The following is a 15701-nucleotide window of genomic DNA, read 5'->3' as shown; positions in this document are numbered from 1 at the left end:
TTTTTTTATATCTTATTGTTTCTTCAATGTTTCCAATACTTCATCGGCTTGCGCTTCCAACTTTTCTAACAATGTCTGCAATTTTTTGGGCGCGTTGACTTTGTAACGAATGTGAACTTTCTTTCCTTTATAAGTAACATACGTATTTTGCAAATCCATAATCATAGGCTCATCGTACAATTCTTTGAAATCTTGAAAATTGGATTGCTCAAACTCCTTAAAAATAGATTGCGATTTGTTTTGCGCGAGTTGTACAGTATGCGTTCCTTGTACTTTTGCATTGTATTTTCCAACATACTGAACCGTTCCATCTTCGTAAAATTTCATCGTAAATTCTTCACAAGTTCCTTTGCATGGTGATTTGTACAATTCGATATAATCGCCTTCTGGCTGAACAGCATCCGTAGTTTTGGTAGCATTCGGGTTTTCAAACTTTCCAACATTCGTAGTTTCTTCCGTTGGAATTTTTTCACTTTTTGTATATGCTTGTTTTCTTTCGGAAGTCATGTTCGATGGTTTCTCTAATGGTTTTATTTTTTCAAAGGTAATCTGTACGTCGTCTGAAAATAATTGCACGCTTTTTTTGTACTGTTTGATGTTTGAAACTTTTCGCAGCGCACTCACCACAGCGCTAGAAAATTCTGAATCGCAACACATTTCTGTACATGCCATTTCGCCTAGTTGTATGTTAGATTCTCCCGTGATTGTGTACGTTCCAAAACATGAATTCGCGTCTAATTTAAGTGTAAAATCAGATTCACTCGTAACCGTTAAAATCACCGCGTTGGTTACCGAAACTGTTGTTCCGTTTACTTTTAATTCCGTGACTTTCCACGAGCTTCCTACAAATTCTTTCGTAGAAGCATCACAACTCACCAAAGTCAATACCAATATAGAAAGTACAATTGTTTTCATTTATTATCATTTAGAAAGTTAAATATACATATAACTTTAGATTACAATGTCATAATTACATGAATCGTACCATTCTTTCGATAAGATTTTAAATTTGTCGGTGTGTGAAATGATATTAACTAAACGCCACCGTCTCATCCACAAACTCAAAACGAACCATACCGTCGTCGTCAATTTTTGTCAACGTGACATCGTGAAGAGTATTAACCAACTCCGGATTCCAAGGTGCTTTTACTTTTACGTAATTTTCCGTAAAGCCGTGAATATAGCCTTCTTTATTTTCGCCTTCAAACAATACCGTTTTCGTCTTCCCGATTTGACTTTCATAAAACGCTCTTCGCTTTTTTACAGATAAGCCACGTAGCATTTTACTACGCTTTTTTCGAACGTTTTGCAGAACTACGCCATCCATTTCCGCAGCAATGGTATTTTCTCGTTCTGAATACGTAAATACGTGTAAGTACGAAATATCCAATTCCGTCAAAAAATTGTACGTTTCCAAGAAAATTTCATCCGTTTCACCTGGAAATCCAACAATGACATCTACGCCAATACAGGCATCTGGCATGACTTCTTTAATTTTCGTTACACGATCTACATACAATTCGCGCATATAGCGACGACGCATCAAACGCAACAACGTATTGCTTCCACTTTGTAGCGGAATGTGAAAATGTGGTACAAATGTGTTGCTTTTAGACACGAAATCAATAGTTTCGTTTTTTAGTAAATTCGGTTCAATAGAAGAGATTCGCAAACGCTCAATTCCGTCAACTTTATCCAACGCTTGTACGAGTTCTAAAAAGGTATGCTCGTGTTTTTTATTTCCGAATTCGCCTTTTCCGTAATCGCCAATATTCACGCCTGTCAACACGATTTCCTTAATGTTTTGCTCCGAAATTTCTTTGGCGTTTTTCAACACATTTTCCAATGTATCACTTCGAGAAATTCCTCTTGCGAGCGGAATGGTGCAATAGGTACATTTATAATCACAGCCATCTTGCACTTTTAGAAATGCGCGTGTGCGATCGCCAATAGAATAGCTTCCCACATAAAAATCAGCATCTTCAATTTCGCAGGAATGCACTTCTCCAAAATCATTTTTCGTCAGGTCGTTGATATAATCGGTAATGTTGAATTTTTCCGTCGCGCCCAACACCAAATCCACACCATCAACTGCTGCTAATTCTTCAGGTTTTAATTGCGCATAACAACCCACAGCCGCCACAAACGCATCCGGATTTGCCTTTTGCGCCTGTTTTACAATCGTTTTAAAGCGTTTATCGGCATTTTCTGTGACGCTACATGTATTAATCACATACATATCTGCATATTCTGAAAAATCAACTTTCTCAAATCCTTCCTCTTGAAAACTTCGTGCAATGGTGGAGGTTTCTGAAAAATTCAGTTTGCAACCTAATGTATAAAAAGCGACTTTTTTTCTCTCGTTCATTCCTGTACTTTTCTACCAAAATGGCAGCGATTTGTATTTTTTATTGTGTACTTTTAGAGCCTAATTAAACTATTTTAGTACAATAAGTAGTTATGTATTTTGTTTTGTTTAATTATGCCTATTGTCAGTTCGAGCACAGTCGAGAACTCTTAAATAATTCTCTTTTCAAAAAGAATCTCGACTGCGCTCGATTTGACAGAAGCTATTTTTTTTAGTATTCACAATCAATACTAAAGCGCGCAAATTTACAATTAATTCATTAGATGATAAAATTAAGCCTTCGACATTTTCACTTGATATTCAAGCAACTACCTTTTTTAGTTATCATTTTGATAGTTGTTTCGTGTCAGCAAAAGCAATCTGAAAATAGAGACCACTTGGTTTTTCGGTATAACGAACATGCTAATATTACTTCGTTAGATCCTGCTTTCGCCAAAGATCAACGCAATATTTGGGCAGTTCATCAATTGTTTAATGGTTTGGTGGAAATGGACAATGAGTTAAACGTCATTCCTGCCATTGCTAAGTCTTGGAACGTTTCTGAAGATGCACTAACATATACGTTTACATTGCGCGATGATGTACAGTTTCACAAACATGAATTGTTCGGAAAAGATAGTACACGAATCGTTACGGCTCACGATTTTGAATATAGTTTCGGGCGCATTTTAGATGATAAATTAGCTTCAAGTGGTCGTTGGATTTTTAAAAGTGTCCAAAATTTTAAAGCGATTGATAAGACAACGTTCCAAATTCAACTAAAACAACCATTTCCAGCATTTTTAAGCTTGTTAACGATGAAATATTGTTCGGTAGTTCCTAAAGAAATTGTTGAGCATTATGGCAATGATTTTAGAGCGAATCCGATTGGTACAGGACCTTTTCAATTTAAGATTTGGGAAGAAAATACAAAATTGGTTTTACGCCGAAATCCAAATTATTTTGAAAAAGATGATAAAGGAAATAAACTGCCGTATTTGGAAGCTGTTGCGATTACCTTTTTACCTGATAAACAAAGTGAGTTTTTGCAGTTTGTACAAGGAAATATTGACTTTTTAAATTCGCTCGATCCGTCGTATCAAGATGAAATTCTAAATGCTGCGGGACAGTTACGAAAAAAATATACAACGGATATCAACTTGATTTCTGGACCGTATTTAAACACCGAATATTTAGGAATTTATATTGGCGACAGCAGCAATGTTTCGAGTCATCATTTGTTGCGAAAAGCGATGAATTACAGTTTTGACCGCAAAAAGATGATTACGTATTTGAGAAGCGGCATCGGAACGCCTGCCATTCATGGTTTTATCCCGAAAGGATTGCCTGGTTTTGACAATATTGAAGGTTTTACCTATCAACCTGAACGCGCCAAAGAATTGGTCAAAAACTACATAAAAGAAACAGGAAATTCCAACCCAGAAGTATCTATCACAACCAACGGACAGTATTTGAATTTCTGTGAATACATTCAGCGCGAGCTTGAAAAAATTGATATCAAAGCGAGTGTCAATGTCATTCCCGCTTCTACCCTACGCGAATTGCGTTCGAAAGGAGAATTGCCGATTTTTAGAGCCAGTTGGATTGCCGATTATCCAGACGCAGAGAATTATTTATCCTTATTTTACAGTAAAAACTTCACGCCAAACGGTCCTAATTACACACATTTCAAAAACGCTCAGTTTGATACATGGTACGAAACCGCTTTGCGAGAAACCAATGCTTTAAACCGTGCAAAGTTGTACACCAAAATGGACTCGTTACTCATTTCAGAAGCGCCGTTAATTCCGTTGTATTATGACCAAGTGGTGCGATTTACGCAAAACAATGTGCAAGGTTTAGGCATCAATGCGTTGAATTTGTTGGAATTGAAGCGTGTTCGAAAAGAGTAACTTACCTTGTTTCAATACTTTTTTTGTAACTTTCAATTAAATATCTACACTAATACTATAAGTGTAATTTTAAACCGATTAGTTATGTTTGGAGGATCAGGAGCTGCATTTCATGTATTTGACGACTTAAAAAGGACGATGAAAAGACGCGCGAAGCGCAACGCATTCGATCCTAAAAAACGGTATTATAAAGATGATGGAATACAGCAATCGTTTCCTGAAATAACTTCACAGATGCGGCAAAAAATTAGAATGCAAATGCTGCAACAACGCAAAGAATATAGACGAAAATTATTGATTAGACTTAGCATTTTTTCGGTAATTTTTGGCATCATTGCTTATTACCTGCTTTTTGTTGTTGAAATTACCGATGCATTTTGGAGACTGTTTACGTTTGGATAATTCTTTTAACCTGAGTTCGATTTAAAATTTGATTTATAATCATGATTTTCATACAGTTACAAAAGTGTCAAATCGAGCATTATCGTAGATACCGAGCATAGCTCTCGAGATTCAATAGAAATATAGACTTTCTTAGCTGTTCTCGACTGCGCTCCGAAATGACAATCTGTTATTTATTGGCTAATTATAAGTGATAAAATGATGATGATTAATCGAACTCAGGTTTTTAAAGAAACATGAAAGTTTTAACATGTTTCTCTTATTTGATATTCATATGAATCTTCACATTAAATAGAAAAAAATTATATATATCTGTAACATTTTTCTTAACTTACATACTAATGTAGTATATGTTGAACTTAAAAGGAGAAGATTATGTCACAAGGAGTTGGATTTTATGTATTAGACGATATCAGGAGAACTAAAAAAAGACGTAACAAACGCGACGCTTTCAATCCTGACAGACGGTATTATAAAAATGACAGAAACACCCGTACGTTTCCTAAAATTTCTGAAATACAGTTGCGTACTATTCGAGAGAACGTGAAGAAACAAAATCGTCAATCGCTTCAAAAAACAATTGTTATTTTTTCGATTGTCGGCTGCCTTTTAGCAACAGCTTTATATTACCTTTTGTTTGTATATCAAGTGTAGCATCAACACTTATACTTCTAAAAGATAAAGATTTGATTATAGAATATGAATTAACCGCTACAAATTGTAGCGGTTTTTTTGTGCGTTATCATTAAAAGGAATTATAATTTGAAGCGATTTCCTCTTCTGACTTTCCGATATCTGAAATTTTGGGTTTGTTCCGTTCTTTTTCTAAATATTCTTTGTGCCATTTCTTTTTGAGTAATTGATAGGCTCCATAACAAGTAATAATTCCTGTAGCAATTGAAATTACAATTAACATAGCATCTGATAAAGAAGCAATAGACTCATAATCACCTGTAACTTCTGCATAAAATAATAGGACTAAAGCAGCTAAAACTTCGCCTGCATAATATGAAGCAATACCAACAATGAAATAAATCCAAGCAAGTTTTTGTTTGTATTTTGCAGCTAATTGATAAAATTTTCTACCAATCAATATAAAAATTATAATTCCTATCATTATTTATGAATCTTTACGCCATTTTTTAGTGTCTTCAAAAACGTGTGTCAAAATGGCTTCGTCTTGAGCGGTAAATTCCACATTTCTTCTCGCCATGACCACTTTTGCGACTTCAAAAGCTTTTTTAGTCATATACGTTGTAAATCCACTCGCGCCGCCCCAACTGTAGCTTGGCACAAAGTTTCTTGGAAATCCTGAACCGAATATATTCGCATTTACACCCACAACAGTTCCTGTATTGAACATCGTATTGATACCACATTTGCTGTGATCGCCCATCATCAATCCGCAGAATTGTAAACCAGTTTTTGCAAAGTTTTCCGTTTCATAACTCCACAAACGTACTTCTGCATAATTATTTTTTAGGTTGGAATTGTTACTGTCAGCGCCAATATTGCACCACTCGCCTAACACGGAATTTCCTAAGAATCCATCGTGACCTTTGTTGGAATAGCCCATTAATACCGAATTGTTGACTTCACCTCCAACTTTACAATACGGTCCTAACGTAGTTGCGCCGTAAATTTTAGCGGAAAGTTTTAGTACGGAATGTTCACACATTGCCAAAGCACCTCGAACAACACAACCTTCCATGATTTCCGCTTTTTTTCCGATATAAATCGGTCCCGAACTTGCGTTGAGTGTGCAGAAATTCAACTTTGCTCCTTTTTCAATAAAAATATTTTCTGGCGATATTACATTTACCGTTGCAGGAATTGGCTGCGAGGTTCTGTCTTTGGTAATCAATTCAAAATCGGCCTGAATGGCTTCTGCATTTTTTGAAAAAATATCCCACGTATGCTCTATTCGCAAACAGTCTTCTTCATACGAAATCACCTCGTAGGTATCAAAATCAACCTCATCTTGTTGGTCTGTAGTATGAAATGCAATGATTTCGTCGCCTGAAAAAATTGCTTGTTTGGCTGTCAATCCTTGAATCATGGCTACCAATTCGGCATTCGGTAAAAAAGACGCGTTAATCATTACGTTTTCTTCCAATTCGACCATCGGATATTTTTCAGATAAATATTCTTCCGTAATCGTGGTGGTGGTTCCGCCCAAATGCGCTTCCCACTTTTCACGAATCGTTAAAATTCCGACTCTAATATCAGCTACTGGTCGTGTAAAGGTAAAAGGCAATAATGCGTTCCGTACAGTTCCGTCGAAGAGAATATAGTTCATAGTTTAGTCAATTTTTGTAAAAATAAAAAAAGCTTAGCGTTTGTATATGTGATTGTCAGAATTTTTCAAAAAAAAATGTCTCTCAGTTTCCTGAAAGACATTTTGTGTGTTAGTGACAAAATTCTTATTTCTTGAATTTCGCGTATTTATTTTTGAACTTATCAATACGACCTGCTGTATCTACTAACTTAGACTTACCAGTATAGTATGGATGTGACGTTCTTGAAATTTCTAATTTATATAATGGATACTCAGTACCATCAACTTCGATAGTTTCTTTTGTATCTACTGTAGACTTCGTAAGAAATACATCTTCATTAGACATATCTTTAAAAGCTACCATTCTGTAATTTTCTGGATGTATACCTTGTTTCATCTTTATAATCTTTTATAACTTTCTCTTTTTTCGAGGTGCAAATTTAACTATTATTTCTGAATGTGCAACATTAAAATAAAATTATTTTTGATATTTTCTACGCTCGAATTTCTATATTTGTGTCCTACAAAAACCCGCGTTCATGTTTTCAAAAACAGCTCATTTCGGAATCGCTCTAGGCTTTGTTCTTATTGCTTCTTTCATTTTGCAATATAAGCTAAATGTGCATACAGACCCACAAAATGTGTATTCGTTGGCAATGTTTCCCGTCATGGCAATTTTTATGATTTTAGCCATTGTAAAGGTGAGTCGCAACGGCGAACCATTTTCAATTCGTGAAGGTTTAAAAACAGGTATTGGTGTCATTCTTTTGAGCAGTTTGATGCTTTGGGTGTATATCATTATTCACGCATCGTATATTGAAACGGATTTTGTAGACAAACTCGCGGTCGTTGCAGAGCAAGATTTACGCAAAAACAGTGACTTTACCGATGAAAAAATTCAAGAAAGCATCACATTTCTGAAAGACAATTTTAAATTCGCTATTTTTATCGAAAACGTATTTAAAAGTTTATTAAGTGGATTTTTCTTTTCTTTATTAGCATCTTTAGCCATTAAATCAAAGATTTTCACCAATCCTAACAACGCGTAATGAATATTTCCATAGTCATCCCTTTACTGAATGAAGAAGAATCCTTGCGAGAGCTACACGAGTGGATTTTTCGCGTGATGGAAACACACAAGTTCACGTATGAAATTTTGTTTATTGATGATGGAAGTACGGATAATTCATGGAACATCATTCATGAGTTAAGTCAGAAGCATTCCGAAGTAAAAGGCATCCGTTTTTTGCGAAACTATGGAAAATCGCAAGCGTTACACGCTGGTTTTAAAGAAGCTTTGGGCGATGTTGTCATTACGATGGATGCGGATTTGCAAGACAGTCCTGACGAGATTCCTGAATTATACAAACTCATCACAGAAAAAAACTTTGATTTGGTGTCTGGTTGGAAAAAGAAACGCTACGATTCTGTCATTGCAAAGAATATTCCGTCAAAATTGTTCAATTGGGCAGCAAGACGCACCTCTGGATTGAAACTACACGATTTTAACTGCGGTTTAAAGGCGTATAAAAATATTGTCGTGAAGAATGTAGATGTATACGGAGAAATGCACAGATACATTCCTGTGTTGGCTAAAAATGCAGGATTCCAACACATTGGCGAAAAAGTGGTACAACACCAAGCGCGAAAATATGGGAAAACAAAATTTGGCTACGAGCGATTTATCAATGGCTTCTTAGACTTGATTACGATTTGGTTTTTGTCAAAATTCGGAAAACGACCAATGCATTTATTTGGTGCTTTGGGCGTACTCATGTTTTTTATCGGACTCGCCTCTGCTGCTTATATTGGTGTGATGAAATTGTACAAAATTGCGTATGGTTTAAAAGCCATTTTAGTTACAGAAAATCCTTGGTTTTACATTTCGTTGGCCACCATGATTATTGGAACACAGTTTTTCTTGGCTGGTTTTTTAGGCGAAATCATTCTACGAAGCAAACGCGATAAGGAGCGTTATAAAATTAGTGAAACAGAGAATATTTAACGTCTTAGTGTAACATTTCCCGTCACTACTCTTCCGCTTTCTAAGGTGAGTTTATACCAATAATCGCCAGAAGGCAATGGCATTCCTCTATAGGTCCCATCCCAAGAACCCTCTGCTTTAAAATTGACTAAATTTTTCCCATAACGGTCGTACAACTCTATAAAGGCATTTGGATAGAATTCTTTTTTAATCAATTCCCACGTGTCATTCGTATTGTCGCCATTTGGTGTGAAGAATTTTGGAAATCCGCCCACCAAAATTGTTTCCGCAGCAGCATCACATTCGCCACGACGAACCACCACATCGTACACGCCTGGATACATATTTACAAACTCATTTGAGGGCACAAAGGTATTTCCGCCATTGATAGAATAACTTACAGCTTCCATATCAGTATCTGGTGTTAGCACGATAGTAATCGTATTGACATCTTGAAAATCTTGCACCGCTATTTCGTCAATAACTATCGGCGGCTCTTCTACCACTGTGTAATTTACTTCTTTTTCACAACCTGCACTATTGGTAACAACTACAGTATACGTTCCAGTTTCTGTGACCATGATGGAAGGCGTAGTTTCATTGGTAGACCATACATAGCTTGAAAAAGATTCGTCAAATGACAATTCTACCGCAGCGCCAATTTGTCCACATAAAAACGCTTGTTGATCTTCTACCGTAGGTTGCGAAACTATGTTTAATTGAACGCTTCCAATGAATCCGCAATTGCTTCCGTAAGACACTCTAAAAAACAATTCGTCCGTAAGATTGACATCTACAAAAGAAAAATCGGTTAGTTGATTTTCTAACAATAACGCATCATCTCGTGTACTGTAAATACTAATAAGCGCATTAGGAAAGTCTTCTTGCAAGATGTTTTCTATTTGTGAGATGGAAATATTGGTTTCGTCAACTTCGCACACATCAATTGTATCATACACACCGAGATTACTTCCTGAGCTAACATTCAATCGCACTTGTGTAATGGTGAAACAGTCTATATACGAAAACACACGCGCATACAAAATTTGATTGTTTACGCTATTGGCATAAAATTCGTTCGCAATGTTATTCTCATTCAATTGTGCGTCTGTAATGCTTTCAAAAAATAACACGTCAATATTGTCGTCTCCGTTATCTTCTTCTATAACTGAGATTGCTTCTTGTAGATTGAAAATTGACAAACCATCTGAATCATTTTCATCCACATCGCACTGTTGTATGGTGAACAACGGCGCTATATTCGGTACTTCTTGAATGACTACAATTTCTGTAAAAATTTGATTGGGAGCATCGGAAAACGAAACTTCTGCCGTAACAGTAAATGTTCCTGCGTTGGAAAATACATGCGAGGTCGAAATTTCATTGGCAGTATTGGCACTTCCAGAAGCTGGATCGCCAAAATTCCAATTCACTCCAATGACATTGTTTTGAGAAATGACGGTAAATGTTGTTTGGTCACCTAAACAAAAATTTTCAATCGTAGCAATACTTTCGTAGAATGATTGCACTGCTGCAGGCAAACCGAAACGAGAAAAATTCATTCCCAAATCCACACTTTCAAAGTCAAAATCGCAAGCATTTCCAAGTAAATTGGGCGAATTAATCGTTGATAATTTAGAAGACGGCAACGCGTGATAGATTCGTTTATCCAAACCTAATTGCAAACTTCCAGATAATGATGGCGTGATTTGCGCCGCAGGATAATCAAAAACAATGAATTTTGTATTGGCAACATCAGCCGCTGTTACGTCGTATTGTTGCACTTGTATATTACTGATAGATTCACTTTCAAAAAACTTTCCTGTAGCATATAAACGTGTAGAATTTGAAGAAAACTCTACCCCGTAAAACGTAATTTCATCCCCCAAAAACGATGGATTGCTCACGAAACCTGTCGTACTATCAAAATCGTATAAATACAAAGAACCTGATTGCACTGGCTCAAATAAAGTATGTGCAATGGCTAATTTTTGACCATTCGGAGATATTTTCATATTTCCTCTGATATTGTTAAAATCTGGAATTGACGTGGACGTATTTGATACAATTGGAATGGTATTTACACCTGCTGCCGTAACTTTAAATGAAAAAAATTGATTGTTTCTATGTGTCACAACCCAAAAATTTCCGTCGGTACTCAGTGTTGCAGATACTTTTTCGGAACCATTTACGAGTAAATTCACATTTTTAGTCGTGACATCGCCCAATCCGCCAGCGAGCGTCATATCAACAATCGAATAATTAAAACCATTGCTCGGTCCTTGATTCGTGCCATTATACGCATCCACCACATCGGTTGTAAAAATGTAAAATAAATTTGCATTGCTAGGATTCGGAACAATAATACACGATTGTGTACTGGATAAGCTTCCTGCCAAATCCGTTCCATTTGGCATCATTTGATGCAATTGATTCCACACCGTCACACCATCCGTATAGAATAGTAAATTTCCATCAGCATCAGATATTGCAGAACAACCTTCTAGCGTGTTTGTCTGTCCTGTATCAACGCTGACGGGAATTCCTGTGTTAAAATCAAGTCCAGCATTCACTCCAAAAAACCAATTAGCGGCTTCTCGTTGTGCGTTTGCTGACATAGAAATAAACAGAAGAATGCAAAAGAGTTTTAGGGTAGTTTCTTTCATATCTATCATAGCAATAGCATAAAGTTATCTAAAATATACTAGCTATCAAAAAGAAACCCAAATGAATTCATTATTTTTGTGATTTAAAATCACCTACAAATGACAAAGATTGACGCTAAAATTTTGGAGAAAGCAACTGCCTGGCTCACTCCTGTTTTCGATGCAGAAACGCAAGCAAAAGTGCAACAATTGATAGACTCAAATCCGAAAGAACTTACCGAAAGTTTTTATACCGATTTGGCATTCGGAACTGGTGGAATGCGCGGTATCATGGGACCTGGAACTAATAGAATCAATAAATATACGTTAGGAAAAAATACGCAAGGACTCAGCAATTACCTTAAAAAAGTATATCCAAATCAAGCATTAAAAGTTGCCATTGCCTACGATTGCCGACACAATAGTCAATCGCTTGCAAAAGTCGTAGCCGATGTATTTTCTGCGAATGGAATTAAAGTGTTTTTATTTTCAGATTTACGGCCTACGCCAGAATTGTCTTTTGCGGTGAAGTATTTAGATTGTCAATGTGGAATTGTTTTGACAGCCTCTCACAATCCGCCAGAATACAACGGTTACAAAGTGTATTGGGCAGATGGCGGACAAATTGTGCCACCGCAAGATGGTGAAATTATTGCAGAAATTAATCAACTCGATTTTTCGCAAGTCAAGCTTGACGCGAATGAAGATTTAATCGAATTCATTGATACAAATGTAGACGAAGCATTTATCAACGCAAGTGTTGAAAATGCAGATTTTAAGGCAGCTAATAAAGACGACGTCACTATTGTATTTACTTCATTACATGGAACTTCTATCACAATGATTCCTGAAGTATTGAAGCGTGCAGGTTATAAAAATGTACATATTGTTGAAGAACAAGCCAAACCAGACGGCGACTTCCCTACTGTGGAATCACCCAATCCTGAAGAACCAGAAGCCTTAAAAATGGCGTTGGAATTGGCTGAAAAAGTAAATGCTGATATTGTCATAGGAACCGATCCTGATAGTGACCGTTTGGGAATTGCCGTGCGCGATTTGGAAGGAAACATGATATTGCTCAACGGAAATCAAACCATGGTTGTGATGACCGATTTCCTATTGCAACAATGGAAAAACGCTGGAAAAATCAACGGAAAACAATTTATCGGTTCTACGATTGTTTCTACACCAATGATGACGACACTCGGAAATGCGTATGGCGTAGAATGCAAAATTGGCTTGACAGGTTTTAAATGGATTGCCAAAATGATTAAAGATTTTCCAGAAATGGAATTCATTGGCGGTGGCGAAGAAAGCTTCGGATTCATGACAGGAGATTTTGTACGTGACAAAGATGCAGTGACAGCTACATTATTGGCATGCGAAATTACAACACAAGCAAAAGCCAATGGAAGTTCGTTTTATGCTTCGTTGATTGACATGTATGTGGCACACGGATTTTATAAAGAAAAACTAATCTCACTAGTAAAGAAAGGAATTGATGGCGCCGCTGAAATCAAGCAAACTATGATTGATTTACGCGAAAATCCATTGACAACTATTGACGGTTCCAAAGTGGTTAAGATTGAGGACTATCAGACTTCAGTAATGACCAATATGGAAGACGGTTCTACAAGTACTATTGACATTCCGAAATCAAATGTTTTGATTTATTACACGGCAGATGGCACTAAAATTGCAGCACGTCCGAGCGGAACAGAACCGAAAATTAAATTCTACTTTAGTGTCAATCTTCCTTTAGACCAAAAAGAAAATTTCGCACAGGTAGAAACACAACTCGATGCCAAAATTGAGCGCATCGTTCAAGAAATGAATTTGAATTAGATGGAATACATAAAAAAACTATCTCACTATATAATTCCTTATAAAAAGTACGCGTATCTAAATATTTTCTTTAATATTCTGTACGCCTTATTTGGAACGCTTTCCTTTGTTTCATTGATGCCAATGCTGAAAGTTTTGTTGAAAACAGCAGAGCGTATTGTGGTAGAACCGATTAGAGAAAATTATGAAGGCATTAAAGGTTTTGGAGATTATTGGAATGATTATTTAAACTTCTACATCACACAAAAAATTGAACAAGACGGACAATATGCCGTGTTGATTTTAATGATTACTATTGTAATTACTACGTTTTTACTGAAAAACTTAGCGGGTTATTTTTCAAATTTTTTCTTAGCATACTTGCGAAACGGAATCTTAAAAGATATTCGAAATAAGCTCTATGAAAAAGTGACTTCGTTGCCTGTTTCGTACTTTTCAGAAAAAAGAAAAGGTGACATTATTGCTAGAATTTCGGGTGATGTCAATGAAATTCAGAATTCGCTATTAGCCATTTTAGAATTACTCGTACGAGAGCCGCTCACCATTTTGTTTACCATTATATTCATGTTCTCGTTGAGTTCACAATTAACGATTTTTGTATTCATTTTTATTCCTATTTCAGGATTTATTATTTCTAAAGTTGGAAAGAGTCTAAAAAAACATTCGGACAGAGTACAAAAAGAAAACGGTGTTTTTCTTTCTATTTTAGATGAAACACTTAATGGTTTAAAAGTTATTAAAGGATTCAACGCGGAAAAACATTTCAAAAATTCCTTTGGAAGTTCTACTTCGCGATTGTATAAATATTCTAACAATTTAGCGCATCGTCAAAATTTGGCTTCTCCGACAAGTGAGTTTTTAGGAATTGTTGTAATCGCTGTGATTTTATTATACGGTGGAAAGTTAGTTTTGATTGATAAAACCATGACGCCTGACGAATTTATCACCTATATGGCATTGGCGTACAATATTTTAACACCAGCAAAAGCCATTAGTAAAGCAAGCTATAAAGTGAAAGCAGGAAATGCTTCTGCTGATCGTGTGTTGGAAGTACTGCAAACAGAATCTACCATTCAAGATGCTAAAAATGCTATTGAAAAAACTGAGTTTACATCAGGAATTGAACTTGAGAATATTTCGTTTAAATACGAAGATGATTTGGTATTGAAAAACTTCTCGCTTAATGTTCCCAAAGGAAAAACCGTAGCTTTAGTAGGACAATCAGGAAGTGGAAAAAGTACGATTGCTAATTTGGTTACGCGTTTTTACGACGTCAATGAAGGTAGTATTTCGATTGATGGCGACAATATCAAATCGCTTACAAAATCTTCGCTACGCGGCTTAATGGGCTTGGTAACGCAGGATTCTATTCTGTTTAATGATTCGATTCGTAATAATGTAAAACTTGGAAAACAAGATGCTACAGACGAAGAAATTATCGAAGCACTGAAAATTGCCAATGCGTGGGAATTTGTGAAAGATTTACCCGAAGTTTTAGACCATAATGTAGGTGATTCTGGAGGAAAGTTGTCGGGCGGACAAAAACAACGATTAAGCATCGCAAGAGCTGTATTGAAAAATCCGCCAATTATGATTTTGGATGAAGCTACTTCTGCGCTCGACACCGAAAGCGAACGTTTGGTACAAATCGCGTTGGAAAACATGATGAAAAACAGAACTTCCATCGTGATTGCGCACAGATTATCCACTATTCAAAATGCAGACTTGATTGTAGTGATGCAAAAAGGGGAAATTGTAGAACAAGGAACACATCAAGAATTGATTGCCAAAAACGGCATGTATTCGAAGTTGGTGCAAATGCAATCAATAAGTTGAGTTTGAACTTGAACTAGAAGTTGAAATTGTTTTTTTGAAAGCATCTCGTGAGCTATGCTCGGTATCTACGATAATGCTCGATGTGACACTTTGAACTTGAAGTTGAACTCGAAGTTGAAATTGAGATTTTCTAATCATCTAGTGAGCTATGCTCGGTATCTCCGATAACGCTCGATGTGACACTTTGCTAATGTATCCATTTGAAAATTTGAAAATGTTCCAATGCTTTTTTTATTCGTCCTTGCGAGATTTTTTATTGCGCTGTGCGAAATATAAAAATCATGGCAATCTGATTGTTGCATACTGCGATTTTCCTTAGATATAAAAGACTGCAGCGTCATACTTCCTTGCAGTGACGTTCCATAATTTTTGTAAAACTTACCTATTTTATGTAAAAATCAAAGTGCTGTATTTTATATAAATTCTTGAATTATTTTTCTTTTTTTATATT

The 15701-nt window shown here is 36.2% G+C and carries 12 protein-coding genes; 6 read left to right on the top strand and 6 right to left on the bottom strand.

The window, feature by feature from the left end; translation table 11 throughout:
- Positions 1-12 precede the first annotated feature (12 nt).
- Both C8N46_RS05365 and mtaB read right to left on the bottom strand, forming a co-directional pair.
- Positions 13-915 carry a DUF6438 domain-containing protein gene (locus C8N46_RS05365; RefSeq protein WP_108113848.1) on the bottom strand — a complete coding sequence of 301 codons (903 nt, stop codon included), beginning with the start codon at positions 913-915 and terminating at the stop codon, positions 13-15.
- A 115-nt stretch (positions 916-1030) separates the two neighbouring features.
- Positions 1031-2368 (bottom strand): tRNA (N(6)-L-threonylcarbamoyladenosine(37)-C(2))-methylthiotransferase MtaB, encoded by a 1338-nt coding sequence (gene mtaB / locus C8N46_RS05360; RefSeq protein ID WP_108113847.1) that lies wholly within the window; start codon positions 2366-2368, stop codon positions 1031-1033.
- A gap of 263 nt (positions 2369-2631) precedes the next feature.
- Here mtaB and C8N46_RS05355 point away from each other — a divergent pair, with 263 nt between their 5' ends.
- On the top strand, positions 2632-4260 hold the full coding sequence (locus tag C8N46_RS05355) for an ABC transporter substrate-binding protein (protein ID WP_108113846.1): 1629 nt from the start codon (positions 2632-2634) through the stop codon (positions 4258-4260).
- A gap of 84 nt (positions 4261-4344) precedes the next feature.
- The gene (locus tag C8N46_RS05350; RefSeq protein WP_108113845.1) at positions 4345-4662 is read left to right on the top strand and encodes a hypothetical protein; all 318 of its coding nucleotides are present in this window, start codon (positions 4345-4347) and stop codon (positions 4660-4662) included.
- A gap of 745 nt (positions 4663-5407) precedes the next feature.
- Here C8N46_RS05350 and C8N46_RS05340 read toward each other — a convergent pair.
- The 3 genes from C8N46_RS05340 to C8N46_RS05330 all read right to left on the bottom strand — a co-directional run bounded on the left by C8N46_RS05340 (position 5408) and on the right by C8N46_RS05330 (position 7337).
- Positions 5408-5779: a hypothetical protein gene (locus C8N46_RS05340; RefSeq protein ID WP_108113843.1), complete on the bottom strand. Its 372-nt coding sequence runs from the start codon at positions 5777-5779 to the stop codon at positions 5408-5410.
- Positions 5780-5782: 3 nt separating this feature from the next.
- On the bottom strand, positions 5783-6961 hold the full coding sequence (locus tag C8N46_RS05335) for a GlmU family protein (protein WP_108113842.1): 1179 nt from the start codon (positions 6959-6961) through the stop codon (positions 5783-5785).
- Positions 6962-7085: 124 nt separating this feature from the next.
- Positions 7086-7337 carry a type B 50S ribosomal protein L31 gene (locus tag C8N46_RS05330; RefSeq protein WP_108113841.1) on the bottom strand — a complete coding sequence of 84 codons (252 nt, stop codon included), beginning with the start codon at positions 7335-7337 and terminating at the stop codon, positions 7086-7088.
- Between the two features lie 142 nt (positions 7338-7479).
- Here C8N46_RS05330 and C8N46_RS05325 point away from each other — a divergent pair, with 142 nt between their 5' ends.
- A complete protein-coding gene (locus C8N46_RS05325; RefSeq protein ID WP_108113840.1) occupies positions 7480-7989 on the top strand; it encodes a DUF4199 domain-containing protein in 510 nt (169 codons plus the stop codon).
- Complete coding sequence (locus tag C8N46_RS05320) at positions 7989-8945, top strand: glycosyltransferase family 2 protein (protein ID WP_108113839.1); 957 nt, start codon at positions 7989-7991, stop codon at positions 8943-8945. Before C8N46_RS05325 ends, C8N46_RS05320 begins: the two co-directional genes overlap by 1 nt.
- On the opposite strand, the gene C8N46_RS05315 is transcribed toward C8N46_RS05320, so the two are convergent.
- Entirely contained in the window at positions 8942-11599 is a 2658-nt protein-coding gene (locus C8N46_RS05315) for a T9SS type B sorting domain-containing protein (protein WP_108113838.1), read from the bottom strand. The genes C8N46_RS05320 and C8N46_RS05315 overlap by 4 nt on opposite strands.
- A 90-nt stretch (positions 11600-11689) precedes the next feature.
- On the opposite strand from C8N46_RS05315, the gene C8N46_RS05310 reads away from it, so the two are divergent.
- Together C8N46_RS05310 and C8N46_RS05305 are read left to right on the top strand one after the other, a co-directional pair.
- Positions 11690-13414 carry a phospho-sugar mutase gene (locus C8N46_RS05310; RefSeq protein WP_108113837.1) on the top strand — a complete coding sequence of 575 codons (1725 nt, stop codon included), beginning with the start codon at positions 11690-11692 and terminating at the stop codon, positions 13412-13414.
- Positions 13415-15250, top strand: a complete 1836-nt coding sequence (locus tag C8N46_RS05305; RefSeq protein ID WP_108113836.1) for an ABC transporter ATP-binding protein — start codon at positions 13415-13417, stop codon at positions 15248-15250.
- Positions 15251-15701 lie beyond the last annotated feature (451 nt).

It is taken from the genome of Kordia periserrulae (genome assembly GCF_003054265.1).
Classification (GTDB): Bacteria; Bacteroidota; Bacteroidia; order Flavobacteriales; family Flavobacteriaceae; genus Kordia; species Kordia periserrulae.
Note: the sequence above shows the minus strand (reverse complement) of the source record. Positions and strands in the feature narration are given on the sequence as shown.

Coding starts and splice junctions, on each gene's coding strand:
- C8N46_RS05365 (WP_108113848.1), bottom strand. CDS start 915: ATGAAAACAATTGTACTTTCTATATTGGTATTGACTTTGGTGAGTTGT.
- mtaB (WP_108113847.1), bottom strand. CDS start 2,368: ATGAACGAGAGAAAAAAAGTCGCTTTTTATACATTAGGTTGCAAACTG.
- C8N46_RS05355 (WP_108113846.1), top strand. CDS start 2,632: ATGATAAAATTAAGCCTTCGACATTTTCACTTGATATTCAAGCAACTA.
- C8N46_RS05350 (WP_108113845.1), top strand. CDS start 4,345: ATGTTTGGAGGATCAGGAGCTGCATTTCATGTATTTGACGACTTAAAA.
- C8N46_RS05340 (WP_108113843.1), bottom strand. CDS start 5,779: ATGATAGGAATTATAATTTTTATATTGATTGGTAGAAAATTTTATCAA.
- C8N46_RS05335 (WP_108113842.1), bottom strand. CDS start 6,961: ATGAACTATATTCTCTTCGACGGAACTGTACGGAACGCATTATTGCCT.
- C8N46_RS05330 (WP_108113841.1), bottom strand. CDS start 7,337: ATGAAACAAGGTATACATCCAGAAAATTACAGAATGGTAGCTTTTAAA.
- C8N46_RS05325 (WP_108113840.1), top strand. CDS start 7,480: ATGTTTTCAAAAACAGCTCATTTCGGAATCGCTCTAGGCTTTGTTCTT.
- C8N46_RS05320 (WP_108113839.1), top strand. CDS start 7,989: ATGAATATTTCCATAGTCATCCCTTTACTGAATGAAGAAGAATCCTTG.
- C8N46_RS05315 (WP_108113838.1), bottom strand. CDS start 11,599: ATGATAGATATGAAAGAAACTACCCTAAAACTCTTTTGCATTCTTCTG.
- C8N46_RS05310 (WP_108113837.1), top strand. CDS start 11,690: ATGACAAAGATTGACGCTAAAATTTTGGAGAAAGCAACTGCCTGGCTC.
- C8N46_RS05305 (WP_108113836.1), top strand. CDS start 13,415: ATGGAATACATAAAAAAACTATCTCACTATATAATTCCTTATAAAAAG.